This is a genomic window from Hydrogenophaga sp., from assembly GCF_022844385.1.
Lineage (GTDB): Bacteria > Pseudomonadota > Gammaproteobacteria > Burkholderiales > Burkholderiaceae_C > Hydrogenophaga.
On the sequence record NZ_JALHLX010000078.1, the window covers coordinates 1 to 16,118 of the forward strand.

Genomic DNA, 16,118 nt, shown 5'->3' on the forward strand with positions numbered 1-16,118 from the left:
CTGAGCTCGTGCACCACCACGTAGTCCACCATCTCCAGCTTGAGGTGGATCAGGCGCCAGTTCAGCCGGATGGTGCCGTCGGCGCTGGCGCTGCCCCAGCGCGTGCCGGCGCTTGAGAGACGCAGCTTCGAATAACGCACGCCCAGTTGCGGCGCAAAGTGGTCCAGGCGCTGCGCGAACAAGGCCTTGGCCTGCTTCATCAGCCAGGCCTGCGCGGCGTCGCGGATCTGCGCCTCAACGGCGTTGCCCGCCAGCCCCAGGCGCAGCGTGGCCAACGCATCAGGGCCGGTGGCGGCGTCAAACACCGCGCCCACCTGTGTGAAGCCGTGCGCCGGGTCGAGCACCAGGCGCAAGCGTTCACCCAGGTAGTCGAACTCGGCACCGTCGGCCCAGGTGATGCGGGCTTGCGCCAGGTCACCGGCGCGCTCGCGCGCACTCTGCAGCTTCTCCAGCACCCAGGCCGATTTGTCGTGCAGCAGGGCCTCGACTTCGCCCACCGGCGTCCAGCGGGGTGCGCTCACGCTCAGGCCGTCCGGGCTCACCGACAGACCGATGGTGCGGCGCTTGCCGCGCTTGAACTCATAGGCCACGTCGCACGAACCCAGGCGCAGGGTGCGGTTGGCACGCGGGTGGTGCCAGGCGGCGGGCTGGAACACCTGCGTCATGGTCAGCGCGGGCTCGGCTGCCACCTCAACCCGCAGCGCAGGCCGCGGCGGCTCGGGGTCGGGACCGCCGAGGAAATCGAGCGCCAGCTGGAGGAAGCGCTGCATGGCCGGACTCAGCCCTGCGGGTAGGCTGCGGGGTCGAGGCGGCGCATTTCGGCTTCGATCCAGTCTTCGACTTCGCGCATCAGTTCATCGGGCTGGCGGCCCGCGCTGGGGATCGGTTTTCCGATGGAGAACTCCACCGTGCCCGGCTTCTTCACGAAGGCCTTGCGCGGCCAGCATTTGGCCGAGCTCACGGCGATCGGAATCACCGGCGCACCGGTCTCCACCGCCAGGCGCGTGCCGCCGCTTTTGTAAGTGCCCTTCTGGCCGCGCGGGATGCGCGTGCCTTCGGGAAACATGATCACCCAGGTTCCCTGGTTGAGCAGGCGCTGGCCTTGCTCCACCACCTTGTTGAAAGCCTGCGCGCGTTTGCTGCGGTCGATGTGGATCATGTCCATGCGGCCCATGGCCCAGCCGAAAAACGGCACGTACAGCAGCTCCTTCTTGAACACGTAGGCCAGCGGGTGCGGCATGAGCGCCGGCATGCTGAAGGTCTCCCAGGTGGACTGGTGCTTGACCAGCAACACCGCCGGCGCGGTGCTGCCCACCGGCAGGTTCTCGAACCCGATCACGTGGTTCTTGATGCCGAGGATGACGGTCCCGCCGTTGACGGCCAGCTTGAGCCAGCCGGCACACATCCAGTAGATCTGCGTGCTGTTGAGAAAGGGCGCGGCGATCAGCACCGCGAGCCCCCAGGGAATCACAGTCACCGCCATGAACAGCGTGTGCAGGACCGAGCGCAGGAAATTGAGAAGGTACATGAAGGCCGTTCAGGTCGTGGGCTGCGCGAGCAGCCAGTCGGCAAAGGCGCCGAGATCGTCGTGAATGTGGGTGCCGGGGGGCAGGTCGGGGACGAGCGCGGCGAGGTCGGCGCGCGAACCCCCGCCGACACGGCCGCGCAAGTGCTCGGACTGACCGGTGAGCAGCAGGTGGGCCGGGCAGCCGGCCGCCGTCGCCGCCTTCACATGGCGCAAGGCGTTGCCGGCGGCCGGCACCGATGCCAGCGAGACACCGAAACGTTCACCGATCTGGGTGAACAGGCCCGGCAGCGGCTTGCGGCAGCTGCAGGCCTCGTCGGGCGCGTGCGGGCAGAAGAACACCGCGTCCACCCGCGCGCCGGCCGCGGCCAGCTGGCGGTGCATCTTGGTGTGGATGGCGTTGAGCGAGGCCATGTCGAACAGTCCGCGCCCGATGCCGGACTGGTTCGTGGCCAGCACGACACGCCAGCCGCCCTGGTTGAGCCGCGCCACCGCTTCGAGGGCACCGGGCAGCGCCTCCCACTCGTCCGGCGAAGCGACATAGTCGTCGCGGCTGCGGTTGAGCGTGCCGTCGCGGTCGAGGATGAGGAGTTTCATGGCGGTCTCAGGTGGCGAGACGCGAGAGGTCGGCCACGCGGTTCATGGCGTCGTGCAGTTCGCGAAGCAGGCCCAGGCGGTTGGCCTTGAGCGCGGGATCGTCGGCATTGACCATCACGCCGTCGAAGAAGGCGTCGACCGGCGCGCGCAGGGCTGCGAGGGACTGCAGGCTGGCGGTGTAGTCGCCGGCGTCGAACTGGGCATTGGCAGCGGGCACGGTGGCCTGCATGGCGGCGAACAGGTCTTTCTCGGCTTGTTCGACCAGCGCGGACTCGTTCACCGTCGCGGCCACGTTGCCTTCGGACTTCTTCAGGATGTTGCCGATGCGTTTGTTGGCGGCGGCGAGGGCGGGGGCTTCGGGCAGGGCGGCGAAGGCGCGCACGGCCTGAAGCTGGCGCGGCACCGCGTTCAAGACGACGGGCCGCATGGAAACCACGGCTTCCACTTCGTTCGACGTGTAGCCCTGTTCGCGCAGTTGACCAGAGAGCCTGTCGAAGAAGAAGGACAGAAGATCGGTGTGTGCATCGCCCAGCATCGATCGAGGGAACGCAGCAAAAGCGTCATTGACCAGCGTGTCCAGGCGCAGCGGCAGGTCACGCTCGATCAGCAAACGGATCACCCCCAGAGCATGCCGGCGGAGCGCAAACGGATCCTTGTCACCGGTCGGCAAGTTGCCAATCCCGAACATGCCCACCAGCGTTTCCAGCTTGTCGGCCAAGGCCACCACCACCCCCGTCAGGTTGCGCGGCAGTTCGTCGCCCGCAAAGCGCGGCTTGTAGTGGTCCTCGATCGCAAACGCGATGTCTTCCGTCAGCCCGTCGTGGCGCGCGTAGTAGCCACCCATGATGCCCTGCAGCTCCGGAAATTCGCCCACCATGTCGGTCAGCAAATCGGTCTTGGCGAGCTGCGCGGCGGTGTCGGCGCTTTTCGCCAGCACATCACCACCCAGCTGCTGGCCAATGGCACGCGCGATGGCGCGCACACGCTCCGTGCGCTCGCCCTGCGTGCCCAGCTTGTTGTGATAGACCACCTTGCCCAGGCCTTCAACACGCGAAGCCAGCGTCTTCTTCCGGTCCTGGTCAAAGAAGAACTTGGCGTCGGCCAGGCGCGGGCGCACCACGCGCTCGTTGCCACCGATCACCGCGCTCGCATCCGAGGGGCTGATGTTGCTGACCACCAGGAACTTGTTCGTCAGTTTTCCCTGCGCGTCGAGCAGCGGAAAGTATTTCTGGTTCGCCTTCATCGTGAGGATCAGGCATTCCTGCGGCACGCCGAGGAACTGCGCCTCGAATTCGCAGATGAGCACATTCGGTCGCTCGACCAGTGCAGTCACCTCTTCGAGCAACGCGTCGTCTTCGATCGGCTGGCAACCGCCACCCACCTTGGCCGCGGCAGCAGCCAGCTGGCGCGCGATCTCGGCCTTGCGTTCGGCGAACGAGGCGATCACCGCGCCGTCACCCTGCAGCGTGACCGCGTAGCTGTCGGCGTCCTTCAGCACCACCGGCGAAACGGCCGCTTCAAAGCGGTGGCCGTGCGTCGTGTTGCCCGAAGTCAGCCCCAGCGCCTTCACGGGCACCACGGTGCTGCCGTGCAAGGCCACCAAGCCGTGCGCGGGCCGCACGAAGTTCACGCTGGTCCAGCCGGGCAGTTCGCAGTCGGTCTCCAACTGATAACTCATGACCTTGGGGATCGGCAGCTTGGCCAGCGCTTCGTCCAGCGCTTTCTGCAAGCCTGCAGCCAGCGCGGCGCCGGGCGCCACGCTCTCGTAAAACAGCGCCTCGGCCTTGCCGTCGGGTGCGTGCTTGAGGCCAGCCACGGCCGACGCATCGGCACCGAGCGCCGCCAGGCGCTTGAGCAGCGCGGGCGTGGGCTGGCCGCTGGCGTCCAGGCCCACGCTCACCGGCATGAGCTTTTGCGACACCGCCTTGTCCTCAGCGCGAGCCAGCACGCCGGTGACGTGCGCGGCCAGGCGGCGCGGCGAGGCATACGCCGTCACCACCGCCTCGTCGGGTGCCAGGCCCTGGGCCTTGAGCTGGTCGGCAAGCACGCTGGCGAAGGCATCGCCGAGTTTCTTCAGGGCCTTCGGCGGCAGCTCTTCAACAAACAGTTCAACGAGCAAATTCTGTACGGTCATTCTTGTTCTTTCTCCGGGCGCTCACGCGGCCTTCTTCGTCATCTGGTCCACCCACTCGCGCGGCGCCATGGGGAAGCCCAGGCGCTCGCGGCTCTCGTAGTAGCTCTGGGCCACGCCGCGCGCGAGGTTGCGGATGCGGCCGATGTAGGCGGCGCGCTCGGTCACGCTGATGGCGCCGCGCGCGTCCAGCAGGTTGAAGCTGTGCGCGCACTTGAGCACCTGCTCGTACGCGGGCAGCGCGAGCTGCTGCTCCATCAGGTGTTTGGCCTGCTTCTCGTGTGCGGTGAAGGCGGTGAACAGGAAGTCGGCGTCGCTGTGCTCGAAGTTGTAGGCCGACTGTTCCTTCTCGTTCTGCAGGTACACATCGCCATAGCTGAGCCTGGAGCCATCTGCCCGTTGGGTCCACACGAGGTCGTAGACGTTGTCCACGCCCTGCAGGTACATGGCCAGGCGCTCCAGGCCGTAGGTGATCTCGCCGGTGATGGGCTTGCAGTCGATGCCGCCCACCTGCTGGAAGTAGGTGAACTGCGTGACCTCCATGCCGTTGAGCCAGACCTCCCAGCCCAGGCCCCAGGCGCCCAGCGTGGGGTTCTCCCAGTCGTCTTCCACGAAGCGGATGTCGTTTTTCTTCAGGTCGAAGCCCAGCGCTTCGAGCGAGCCCAGATACAGCTCCAGGATGTTGCTGGGCGCGGGCTTCAGGACCACCTGGTACTGGTAGTAGTGCTGCAGGCGGTTGGGGTTCTCGCCGTAGCGGCCGTCCTTGGGGCGGCGGCTGGGCTGCACGTAGGCGGCCTTCCAGGGCTCGGGCCCGAGTGCGCGCAGGAAGGTGGCGGTGTGACTGGTGCCGGCGCCCACCTCCATGTCGTAGGGCTGGAGCAGGGCGCAACCCTGTTTGTCCCAGTAGGACTGCAAGGTCAGGATGATTTGCTGGAAGGTCAACATGGGCAGGCGCGCGGGCCGCGCAGAAGAAGGAAGGAGCGCGCCGGGCACGGCTGCGCAAACCCCCGATTTTACGGGCGCGCCCCAACCGGTCGGGCGCGTCCGCTCACTTCGTTGACGCGGACTTGGCCGCCGCCGGATCGGTCTTGGTCTTGGCCATGGCGAAGTACTTGTCGAGCCACAGCCGCGCGATGTGCGCCTTGGAAATCTTCTTGAAGAAAAAGCTGATCGGAATACCGACCGATTTGGAGTCCGAGATCTGCGTGATGTAGTTGTCGAATGCGTTCATCAGGGTGTTGAGGTCGACCACCTTGTTGCTGCCGTGATCGATGGTGCCCAGGCCCTGGATGACGCTTTGCATCAGGCCACTTTGCAGGGCGACCCGCTGTCCGCCCTTGATCGAGTTGTCCGCCATGGAGCTCGCTGTCTGCCGCGATTCGTCCGGATGTCCCGCCGCACCGACACGCTTCGGATCGTCCAGCAGGGTGGCCACGCCCATGCGCAACTGCGACGAAGCCAGCGACGGCACACCCCCGAGCACGATGAGGTTGACATGGGTGGAGACGTTTTGCGTGCTGAGCAACTTGCGCACGTTGTCGAGCATCGATTCGTCCACGCCAAAGCCCCCGGTGGCCGCCTTGAGCCAGCCCCCCAAGCGCAGTTGTTCCTGCATCGCCTCTTCCTGATCGGCGCCCAGGCCGGTGCCGGTCATCTCGTTGTTGACCATGTGCACCATGCCGATGAAGCTGGAGCCGTAGTTCGCGCCGGTGAGCAGGGTGAGGTTGTTGGCGTCGGCTGCGCCACCCTGCGACTCGGAAGCCTGGATCATCGAGGCGAGGTCGGTGGTGTTGATGCCCTCGCCCGCCGCGCTGTGCACGCTGTTCCACACCTCCACAGCCTTGTCCACATCGAGCGTGAGCGGCTGCAACATGGCCGAGGAACGGTGGGTGGCGCTGGCGGTGATCACGATGGTCCCGATCAGGCTGTGGTTCTTGAGCTGCTGATGCACTTGCGCAGCAGCGGCCTTGGGCACGTCCCGCGCTGCGGGGCCCAGCGACGAGGTCGATTCCCGGATCGCGCTCTCGATGTTGGAGATGGCGTTGGCGCTGCTGTCGTCGTTGCTGCCGTACGAAAAGTAATGAAGATCGATCTTGATCGAGTCCGAGGCCAGCGGCAGGCGTTCGACCTCCACACCGGTGAAGTCCAGCGGGCTTTCCAGCCCTGCCACGTTTTCAAGGGCCGCCACTTCTTCGCGCAGCTGCTGCACTCCGGTGTCGTTTGTGATGCGTGCCGTCATGTAGTCGCGCGCAGCGTCGCTCACGTGCTGGTTCAGCTCCTTGATGCGGTTGTTGAGCTCGGTGATGTCCACCCCCAGACTCACCAGCTCGTTGATCGTCATGCTCAGCCCGCGCCGCATCGAAATGAACGAGTTCATGCGCTCGAACGCGGCGTCGGTCCTGGCCTGAAGGCCTGCGATCTTTTCCAGCCGGCTGAGCAGGTCGGTGTTGACGACGTGTCCCAGCACCAGCGAGGGATGATCGAACGGAATGGATGACGCCATGGAGAGAGCCCTCAAGGATGCCCCGCCAACAGCGGTCGGGGGTCTTGAGTTGTACCAACGCCCCCGGCGCGGTGTCTGATGGAGTTGTGAGCGATTCCTGTCGAATCGCTGATGCCGTGCAGTGGCTCAGCGCCGGCGGGTGCGGCCGCCGCGGCGGCCCAGGCTGCGCAGTGACGCGATGACGAGCACCAGCACCAGGCAGCCGACCCACATGGGCATCAGGCCCCAGCGCGCCGTCCATTGTGCGTAAGGCGTGATGCCGCTGCGCCCCTGCACGGTGGCTTCCAGCCGGCCACGCGTGAGCCGCTCCAGCTGGTGCGTGACCACACCGTTGTGGTCGATGACGGCGGTGGCGCCGGTGTTGGTGGCGCGCAGCATGGGCCGACCCAGCTCGATGGCACGCAAGCGCGAGATCTGCAGGTGCTGGTCGATGGCCACCGAGTCGCCGAACCAGGCGATGTTGCTCAGGTTGATGAGCACGCTGGGCGCAGTGGATGCATCGGTGAAGGACGCGGCCAGCTCTTCGCCAAACAGGTCTTCAAAACAGATGTTGGGCGCGATGCGTTGCCCCGCTGCCGCCCAAGAGGGTTGGGCAAGGCCGCCGCGGTTGAAATCGCCCAGCGGGATGTTCAGAAGGTCGGTGAACCAGCGGAACAGCGGTGGGATGAATTCACCAAACGGCACCAAGTGGTTCTTGTCGTAGCGGTACATGCCTGCACCCAGCGCACCCGCCACATCGACCCGGGCCCGTTCCTTCGCGGCCGTCTCGGGCGTCAAGCCCCACACCGAGTTGGTGTAACCCTGCTCCAGGCTGCCCAGTGGCAGGCCGACCAAGGCGCTCACGCCTCCGGCGGGCTGCTCAGCCAGGCCGCCAAGCAGCGGCTTCCAGAACTCGGCACCGAGCTGGTTGGGCAACAACGGAATGGCGGTCTCGGGCGCCACCACCAGTTGGGGCCCGGTGGCCGGGTTGGCGCGCGCGGCCTCCACCGCCAGGCCGATCTGCTGCGGGTACCAGTACAAGGCTTGTGCAATGCCGGTACCGGGCACGAACTTCTGGTCTTGCGGGATGTTGCCCTGCAGCAGCCACACCCGCAATTCGCCGGTGCTGGCGGTGCCGCGTTGCCCCAGCGTGCGCCAGGCCTGGCCACCGCCGAGCATGCTCACCAGCAATCCACCCACCAGCAGCAGCAGGACCATCGAGCGCACCAAGCCCCACCAGCCATCGGTCAGGCCCGGCACCACGCGGGCCTGCACACGAGCGCCTGGCGCGGCCATGCGCGAACCCGCACCGCCGCGCCCGGCCGGCCGGCTCACGGGCGAGAGCATCCAGGTGCTCAACCGCCGCCACAGACCCGAAACCAAGGAGGCCACGGCGTAGGCCAGGATCGCGGCCAGAAAACCCATTCCGTACACGCCCACCAGTGGGGCCCAGGGCGCCATCAGGTCCACCTGGGCGTAACCGCCAGCGCCCCACGGAAAGCCGGTGAACCAGTGGCCGCGGGCCAGCTCGGCGAGTGTCCAGAGCGATGCGAACAGCAACGCCTGGGCCGTGCGCGAGACGGGCGCCCAACTGCACAGCAGGCCCACCGCCACGGCGTAATAAATGGAGAGCGCCCCTGCAAGCGCGACCACTGCCAGCACCGCCAGCCACGCCGGCAGGCCGCCAAAGGTGTGCAGCGAGATGAACAGCCACCAGAAGGTGCCCGACAGCCAGGCCGTGGAAAACACCCAGCCGCGCCACGCCGCCTGCCCCACGCGCGTGGCGTACTGCAGTGCGAGCACCAGCAGGGATAGCGAGACGATCTGCCAGAAGCCGCTGGGTTGCCCCAAGCCCATGCCCGGCAGGCTCCACCCTGCAAACGGCCAGGCGATGGACGCCGCCTGCAATACACCACCCAGCAGACAGAGCCAGAACCAGAAGAAGCCGCTGCCCCGGGCACTGCGCCCCGGAGGGCGGCGGCTCATCGGGTTGAAGCTCGATGGCGTGTGGAGCGATCCAAAAAGGCTGCGCATAAACCGGGCGGGCTCGGGTAGTGCTCAGGGCTCAGCCGGAACCGGCGAAACCTTGAACCACTTCACCGCACCACCCTTGGTATGCAGCACGACGAAGCGCAGGCCGTCGAGCTCGTGAACCTCGCCGCGCTTGGGCACATGACCCATGGCGTGGGCGATCATGCCGCCAATGGTGTCGAAGTCCTCTTCGGACAGCTTGAGGCCAAACGACTCGTTGATGCGCTCGATCGGCGTGTCGCCACTGACGCGCCAGGTGCTGTCGGCCAGCGCAAACACGTCGCCTTCGTCTTCGGCCACATCGAACTCGTCTTCGATCTCTCCGACTATTTCTTCCAGTACGTCTTCGATGGTGATGAGGCCGGCCACGCGGCCGAATTCGTCGATCACGATGGCCAGGTGGTTGCGGTTGCCGCGGAACTCTCGAAGCAGGTCGTTGAGCCCCTTCGTTTCGGGTACGAAGGTGGCCGGGCGCAGCAGGGCACGGATGTTGAGCTCGGGCGCGCGCTGCAGTTTGAGCAGGTCTTTGGCCAGCAGGATGCCGATGATGTTTTCACGTTCGCCCTCAAACACCGGAAAACGCGAGTGAGCGGTGTCGATGACCAGGTGGAGCAGTTCGTCGTAGGGCGCGTCGATGTCCAGCACATCCATGCGCGGTGTGGCCACCATCACGTCGCCAGCGGTCATGTCGGCGATGCGGATCACGCCTTCGAGCATCACCCGCGACTCGGCGTTGATGATGTCGTTGTCCTCGGCGTCGGCGAGGGTTTCAATCAGCTCGTCTTTGGAATCCGGCCCGGGATGAATGAACTCCGCGAGCTTTTGCAGGAAACCACGTTTGTCGACATGCCGCAGGCTGCGCTGCGGCCCACCACTGGGAGGGGATTCGGCCACTGAAGGTTGGGGGAGTTGTAACGGTGCGAAAGGATACCGCAAGCAGGTGACTCAAAGCAAAAATGCGGCCAGGCCGCACCGATCCACCGACCAGGTGTCAGCCGCGTGCCCGTTCGCGGGCTTCTCGCACACCCTGGCGGATGTCCTGCAGCACGGTCAGCAGGCGCCAGAACTGCTTGGCCTGGACCTTGAGGTGGTAGTCGGTGAGGGCCACCTGCTGGTTGACCAGCTCGGTCACGCGAGAATCGAAGTCGGCCGGGGGCAGCCGCAAGTGGGCTTCGGACTCGGAGCCGTCGCGCTCGATGATGGCGCCCGCATGGCGCGCAATCTTGAGCATGGCGGTGTTCTCAGACAGCGCATGGATAAAGATCTGCGTCACGCCCTCGTTGCGCGCGTGCATGACGGCGCGCTCAAACAAACGGCTGCCATAACCGCGGCCGCGCGCGCTCTTGGATACCGACACGCCGAACTCGGCGCAGCTGGTGTACTGCGGATCGATCGAGAAAGCCAGGTGGGCCATCGAGATCAGGTCGAGTCGGCGGTTGAAGATGCCGAAGAGTTCGTCGCGCTCGAAGTTGAGCTGGTCCACGTAGCGGGTGATCTGCTCGTCGTTGGCGGCGTAGCCGAACCGCAGGTATCGATCGTGCGGCTCCAGGGCGAGCAGGTGGTCGAGGATGCGCTCGCGCTGCCCCGGCCCGATGGAGCGGATAGGAACCACCACGCTGGTGGACGGAAAGCGGCGCTCGTCAGAAGCCCGCGCATTGCTCGCGGCATCACCGGCGGCCACAGGGGCGCGCGGTATTGCAGACTTGAACCATTGGGTGGGATTGACCATGGGAGAACTTTAAGGGTTATCCCTATATCGACAAGGACTGAAGTCCCTAAACGGGCGGTTTCCCGATGGGCGGGCAGCGAGCGACCGCTGGTCGGGTGCCTGCGACCTACAGCGGCAGCGCGGTCGTGCTTTTCACACGGTCCATGACGAAACTGGTCTTGCAGTCCTGCACGCTGGGGTGCTTGAGCAGGGTGTCCATCATGAAGCGCGAGTACGCCGCCATGTCTGCCAAAACGAGGCGCAACTGAAAGTCCATCTCGCCCGTGAGCGCCGCGCACTCCACCACCTCGGGCCAAGCCATGACGCTGGCCCGGAATTCGTCCATGGGGTTGCGCTTGGCACTGCCGGCGTGTTTCTCCAGCCGGACGTTCACATACGCCGTGAGGCCCAGGCCCACCGCCTCCGGACGCACGAGCGCGACGTAACGGTCGATCACATGCACCTCTTCCAGCCGGCGCACGCGGCGCAGCACGGCGCTGGGCGACAAACCCACGGATTCGGCGATCTGCTCGTACGTGGCCCGTCCGTCGGCCTGCAGGCTGCGCAAAATATGTCGATCAAGCTTGTCCAGTGCTTCCATTGAGCCGACTATGCAGCTTTCCTGCAAGAAGGACAAGCGGAGCGCCCCAAAACGCCGGAATCGTGACAGGCTGCGCCGATACAGTGGCGAATTGCCCGACATTCATCCCACGTTCCCGGAGACAGACATGAACAACGCCTTGCCCAACGCTGCCCAGACCGCCGCCACCGAATGGGAGAACCCCATGGGCACCGACGGCTTCGAGTTCATCGAATACGCCGCACCCGACCCGGTGGCCATGGGCGCGCTGTTCGAGCGCATGGGCTTCAAGGCCATTGCAAAGCACCGCCGCAAGGCCGTGACGCTGTACCGCCAGGGCGAGATCAACTTCATCATCAACGCCGAGCCCGACAGCTTCGCGCAGCGCTTTGCGCGCCTGCACGGCCCCAGCGTGTGCGCCATTGCGTTCCGCGTGGGAGATGCCAAGGCGGCCTATGAACGCGCTATTTCCCTGGGGGCCTGGGGCTATGCGCAGTCGGCTGGCCCGGGCGAGTTGAACATCCCCGCGATCAAGGGCATCGGCGACTCCATCATCTATTTCATTGATCAGTGGCGCGGCAAGCACGGCGCCAAAACCGGCGACATCGGCAACATCGGCTTCTTCGACGTGGACTTCCATCCGATCGGCGAGAACTCCGGCGCCGACCTCAACCCGGTGGGCCATGGCCTGACCTACATCGACCACCTCACGCACAACGTGCACCGCGGCCGCATGGACGAGTGGGCCGGCTTCTACGAGCGCCTGTTCAATTTCCGCGAGGTGCGCTACTTCGACATCGAAGGCCAGGCCACCGGGGTGAAGAGCAAGGCCATGACCAGCCCCTGCGGCAAGATCCGCATCCCGATCAACGAAGAAGGCAACGAGAAGGCCGGCCAGATCCAGGAGTACCTGGACCGCTACCACGGCGAAGGCATCCAGCACATCGCCATGGGCTCCACCAACCTCTACGACACGGTCGACGCCTTGGAGCTCAGCGGCGTGAAGCTGCTCAACACCAGCGACACCTACTACGAGTTGCTGCCCAAGCGCATCCCGAATCACGGTGAAAACGTGGAAGCGCTGAAACAGCGCAACATCCTCTTGGACGGCGCGCCAGGCGAACTCCTGCTGCAGATCTTCAGCGAGAACCAGCTCGGCCCGATCTTTTTCGAGTTCATTCAGCGCAAGGGCAACCAGGGTTTTGGCGAGGGCAACTTCAAGGCGCTCTTCGAAACCATGGAGCTGGATCAGGTGCGCCGCGGCGTGTTGAAGGCCTGACATGGCTGTTGAACCCGTCGTCTATGGCGCCAGCGATCGTCCTCCGCGCGGCGACTACACGCGCGCCGAAGCCGACTACACCTGCCCGCAGAACTGGGCTGCGTACACCGATGCGGACCACGACACCTACCGTCGGCTCTACGAGCGGCAAACGGCGTTGCTGCCAGGCCTGGCTTGTGACGCGTTCATCGAAGCACTCCCCTCGTTGGGCGCTCGCGATCGCATCCCGCGCTTCGAGGACATCAACGAGCGCCTGAAGCCGGCGACCGGCTGGGAGCTGGTGGCTGTGCCGGGTCTCATTCCCGAGCGCCCGTTTTTCGACCTGCTGGCGAACCGGCGCTTCCCGGTGACGGACTGGATCCGCACGCCCGATGAGTTCGACTACGTGGTCGAGCCCGACGTGTTTCACGACCTTTTCGGTCACGTGCCGCTGCTTTTCAAGCCGGTGTTCGCCGACTACGTGCAGCGCTATGGCGCCGGCGGCTTGAAGGCGCACGACCTGGGTGCCGGCGAGCTGCTGTCGCGACTGTATTGGTACACCATCGAGTTTGGTCTGATCAGCCAAGCTGACGGACTGCGTGCGTATGGCGCCGGCATCCTGAGTTCGTCGGGTGAGCTGCGCCACAGCGTCTCGAGTCCGCAACCGCAACGCATTGCGCTGGACTTGATGCGCTGCATGCGCACGCGCTACAAGATCGACGACTACCAGGCCACCTACTTCGTCATTGACAGCTTCGATCAGTTGTTCGACATGACCGCGCCCGACTTCGCACCTCTCTACGAAGCCGTGCGCTCGCTCGGCGACTTGTCGGCAGACGCCACCATTGCCAGCGACTCCGCCATCACCCTCGGGTGAAAGGCCAGCGCCACATGGGCGGTACCCGCCACAAGGCGGTTGTCGGCGCCCGGGAGCGTAGCCGTGGAGGCCGGGAAGACGATGTTGTCGGTGTTGCTGTACCAGCAAACAAACATTCCGGCGTTGCGCTGCGGGTGCAACTCCAGTTCTCGCGCCACCAGGCTTTGCTGCCAATCGCAGTCGTGGCGCATCTGCCGTCCGTTGGCCAGGTGGCTGAAGCGTGCCAACCAGGTGCCGCGGTGGGGCGTGCCGATGGTGATGATCTTTTGAACCCGTGAGGCCGCGCCGGGCGTGGCCGCCAGCCAGGTCCGTGCTGCCAGACCGCCCATGCTGTGGCAGATCAGGGTCGGCGCCTTACCCGTCAGCGCGGTGGCACGTTTCACGGCCTCGTCAACGAGTTCGGCGTACTCATCGATCGATCCAAAGATCGGCTCGAGGTTGACCGAAACGTAGGGCACACCCAGCACCCGAAATTGCTCCATCCAGGGCAACCAGAACGCCCGATTGCAAAAGAAGCCATGGATGAGCACCACCGCCGGCACAGAGACCGGGGAAGCCGCCACAGAGTCGGGTAGCCTGCGCCAGCGAAACGGCTGGCGCCACGCAAAAACCTGCGGCGCCACCTTCACCTCTTGCCACCACGCGCCCAGCCACTCGCGAGCACCGGTTCCCGGTCCGGGGTCCCTGCGGTTGATGACAGCGGCGGCCACCGTCTCGATTCCCAGGATCACTGCGTGGCCCAGGGTCAGCAATGCAAGACTCGCAAACAACACCGTCGTGGAGTGAGTCCATCCCCAAACCACCCCGGCCAGGGCAAGCACGACCGCGCTCAAGACCAAGACCTGCTGCAGACGGGCCAGCGAAGAGCTCGTCGGGTTGGTGTTCGTGGGGCGGTGTTGCACTTCGGGTTCCATGCCCAAACTATCTCACGGCTCGGCACTGCAAGGCCTGCGATCGCCCTTCGCGACACTGCGTGGGTCCGACCCGGGCTAGACTGGCTGGACGTTTCCACCATGCCCATGAATCAACCTGCCAGCGCGTCCGATCTCATCCGCATGCACCTTGCGCGCGTGAGCGAGTTGCGCGCGCGGGCGCAGGCGCAAGGATTGCAGGCTGCGGTGGACAACATCAAGCACCTCCAGGCGCGACGGTTTCGCGGCACCTATGCCGACTTTCTGGAACACGCGCGGTACGCTCCGGCGACGCGCTTTTTTCTGGATGAGCTCTACGGTGTGCACGATTTCGGCAGTCGTGATGCGCAGTTCGCGCGCATCGCTGGTGCTCTGGAGCGTCTGTTCCCAGAAGCTGTATCGCAGCTTGCTGTGGATTTGTCAGAGACCCATGCACTGACCGAAGTACTGGACCACCAGCTGGCCTTGCATTGGCTCGACCTTGATGGCTCCCTCCCCCCTGCAGAGCGCTACATACGAGCCTGGCGCAAAACCGATGCCCGCGCGTCACGAGAGAGGCAGCTCGCCGTGGTGCAGCACATGGGCCTGGAGCTGCAGCGCCTCACCCGGATGAAAACCCTGCGCCTCGGTCTGCGGATGATGCGCAATCCAGCCCGTGCTGCGGGTCTTGAGGCTTTGCAGCATTTTCTCGAAAGCGGCTTTGATGCGTTCGCGGCCTTGGGGGACGCACGGCCGTTTCTCGACACGATCCGTCAAAGGGAATCAGCCTGGGTGGACGCCTTGTTTGAAAAGGACTTGGCATCCTGCAGCGTTTCATTGGACAACGAACTCCATCGCGGGACCTGATGCAAATGTCTGCGGATGAATCGGCCACCGGCAACCACGAATCATCTATGCCATGAGCATGACGTGCCCGTCCGTACCAGCAGCATCCCGCTTGGCGAAGATCGGCATCACCGTTTTCGAACGCGGCTGGCTGTCGTCGAACAACGTTCTCGTCAAGGGAGCCGAGTCCACCGCCCTGGTGGACTCAGGCTACTGCACCCACTCTGGCCAGACGGTAGCGCTTGTAAAGGATGCTCTTCAGACCAGGTCGCTGGACATGCTCTTGAACACCCACTTGCACAGTGACCATTGCGGCGGCAACACTGCGCTTCAAGCGGCTTTCCCACGACTGACGACCTGGATCCCGCCGGGGCACGCCACGGCAGTGGCCAGCTGGGACCCCGTCACGCTCACCCACGAGCCCACAGGCCAGACCTGCCCCCCATTCAAATTCCAGGACCTTCTCGTACCCGGAGAAACCATCCACTTGGGAGACTTCGGCTGGGAAGTCCACGCAGCCAAGGGCCATGACCCCCATTCAGTCATCCTCTTTGAGCCCACAAGCCGGACCTTGATATCGGCCGATGCTCTGTGGGAAAACGGTTTCGGAGTCGTCTTTCCAGAACTGGAAGGCCTCGATGCTTTCGAGGAAGTGGCCGACACCTTGTCTCTGATCGAGGCGTTGAACCCAAACACGGTCATCCCTGGACACGGCGCTGTGTTTGAAAATGTTGAAGGCGCGCTTCGACGAGCACGCAGCCGTTTGAATCAGTTTGTGCAGAGCCCAGAGAAGCACCAACGATATGCCTTGAAAGTGCTCATCAAGTTCAAACTGCTTGAGTGGCAATCCGTCAGCTTTGAGGACTTGCTGGCTTGGTATGTGAGCACACCCTACATCGGCAGCATTGAGAAACGCACCGTCCCGAGCTCACCCGGCGACCTGCGCCGGACGCTCAACTCACTGCTCGCAGAACTCGCCACAAGCAATGCCCTGCGCGTAGAAGGCAACAGGATCATTGACATCTGAACAGGCCGAGACTCAGACGCACCAAGCAGCCGGACAAGCGGGCCCACAAAGCCCAAACCCCCAGGCACCGAGAGGCACGAGGGGGTTTGGGGGGCTGGGTAAGAGCCTGACGATGACCTACTTTCACACGGGAACCCGCACTATCATCGGCGCAAAGGCGTTTCAC

At 64.8% G+C, this 16,118-nt stretch carries 15 protein-coding genes; 4 read left to right on the top strand and 11 right to left on the bottom strand.

The annotated features are described in order from the left end of the window. The 10 genes from Q0C59_RS13030 to Q0C59_RS13075 form a co-directional block, all read right to left on the bottom strand. Positions 1 to 770, bottom strand: a 770-nt coding sequence (locus Q0C59_RS13030; protein ID WP_291216217.1) for a M48 family metallopeptidase, incomplete at its 3' end; no start/stop codon positions are given. An 8-nt stretch (positions 771 to 778) separates the two neighbouring features. Continuing rightward, positions 779 to 1,528, bottom strand: a complete 750-nt coding sequence (locus Q0C59_RS13035) for a 1-acyl-sn-glycerol-3-phosphate acyltransferase (RefSeq protein WP_291216219.1) — start codon at positions 1,526 to 1,528, stop codon at positions 779 to 781. A 9-nt stretch (positions 1,529 to 1,537) separates the two neighbouring features. Beyond that, the gene (gmhB, locus tag Q0C59_RS13040) at positions 1,538 to 2,122 is read right to left on the bottom strand and encodes a D-glycero-beta-D-manno-heptose 1,7-bisphosphate 7-phosphatase (RefSeq protein ID WP_291216222.1); all 585 of its coding nucleotides are present in this window, start codon (positions 2,120 to 2,122) and stop codon (positions 1,538 to 1,540) included. 7 nt (positions 2,123 to 2,129) lie between these two features. Then, positions 2,130 to 4,256, bottom strand: coding sequence for a glycine--tRNA ligase subunit beta (glyS, locus tag Q0C59_RS13045; RefSeq protein ID WP_291216225.1), 2,127 nt, complete (start codon positions 4,254 to 4,256; stop codon positions 2,130 to 2,132). Between the two features lie 21 nt (positions 4,257 to 4,277). Continuing rightward, the gene (gene glyQ / locus Q0C59_RS13050; RefSeq protein WP_291216227.1) at positions 4,278 to 5,198 is read right to left on the bottom strand and encodes a glycine--tRNA ligase subunit alpha; all 921 of its coding nucleotides are present in this window, start codon (positions 5,196 to 5,198) and stop codon (positions 4,278 to 4,280) included. Positions 5,199 to 5,301: 103 nt separating this feature from the next. After that, positions 5,302 to 6,756, bottom strand: a complete 1,455-nt coding sequence (locus tag Q0C59_RS13055; protein WP_291216229.1) for a hypothetical protein — start codon at positions 6,754 to 6,756, stop codon at positions 5,302 to 5,304. Positions 6,757 to 6,882: 126 nt separating this feature from the next. Beyond that, the gene (gene lnt, locus Q0C59_RS13060; protein WP_291216230.1) at positions 6,883 to 8,721 is read right to left on the bottom strand and encodes an apolipoprotein N-acyltransferase; all 1,839 of its coding nucleotides are present in this window, start codon (positions 8,719 to 8,721) and stop codon (positions 6,883 to 6,885) included. Between the two features lie 72 nt (positions 8,722 to 8,793). Beyond that, complete coding sequence (locus tag Q0C59_RS13065) at positions 8,794 to 9,660, bottom strand: HlyC/CorC family transporter (protein ID WP_291216231.1); 867 nt, start codon at positions 9,658 to 9,660, stop codon at positions 8,794 to 8,796. Positions 9,661 to 9,757: 97 nt separating this feature from the next. Then, on the bottom strand, positions 9,758 to 10,495 hold the full coding sequence (locus Q0C59_RS13070) for a GNAT family N-acetyltransferase (RefSeq protein ID WP_291216233.1): 738 nt from the start codon (positions 10,493 to 10,495) through the stop codon (positions 9,758 to 9,760). A gap of 106 nt (positions 10,496 to 10,601) precedes the next feature. Continuing rightward, on the bottom strand, positions 10,602 to 11,075 hold the full coding sequence (locus Q0C59_RS13075; protein ID WP_291216234.1) for an Lrp/AsnC family transcriptional regulator: 474 nt from the start codon (positions 11,073 to 11,075) through the stop codon (positions 10,602 to 10,604). 127 nt (positions 11,076 to 11,202) lie between these two features. Between Q0C59_RS13075 and hppD the strand changes: the two genes are divergently transcribed. Further along, positions 11,203 to 12,333: a 4-hydroxyphenylpyruvate dioxygenase gene (hppD, locus tag Q0C59_RS13080; protein WP_291216235.1), complete on the top strand. Its 1,131-nt coding sequence runs from the start codon at positions 11,203 to 11,205 to the stop codon at positions 12,331 to 12,333. Position 12,334: 1 nt separating this feature from the next. Beyond that, positions 12,335 to 13,189, top strand: a complete 855-nt coding sequence (phhA, locus tag Q0C59_RS13085) for a phenylalanine 4-monooxygenase (protein ID WP_291216237.1) — start codon at positions 12,335 to 12,337, stop codon at positions 13,187 to 13,189. Here the strand turns inward: phhA and Q0C59_RS13090 are convergent. Next, entirely contained in the window at positions 13,111 to 14,103 is a 993-nt protein-coding gene (locus Q0C59_RS13090; RefSeq protein ID WP_291216239.1) for a triacylglycerol lipase, read from the bottom strand. The genes phhA and Q0C59_RS13090 overlap by 79 nt on opposite strands. Positions 14,104 to 14,208: 105 nt before the next feature. Here Q0C59_RS13090 and Q0C59_RS13095 point away from each other — a divergent pair, with 105 nt between their 5' ends. Both Q0C59_RS13095 and Q0C59_RS13100 read left to right on the top strand, forming a co-directional pair. After that, positions 14,209 to 14,946, top strand: a complete 738-nt coding sequence (locus tag Q0C59_RS13095; RefSeq protein WP_291216240.1) for an FFLEELY motif protein — start codon at positions 14,209 to 14,211, stop codon at positions 14,944 to 14,946. 58 nt (positions 14,947 to 15,004) lie between these two features. Continuing rightward, complete coding sequence (locus Q0C59_RS13100) at positions 15,005 to 15,952, top strand: MBL fold metallo-hydrolase (protein ID WP_291216241.1); 948 nt, start codon at positions 15,005 to 15,007, stop codon at positions 15,950 to 15,952. Positions 15,953 to 16,118: the final 166 nt, after the last annotated feature.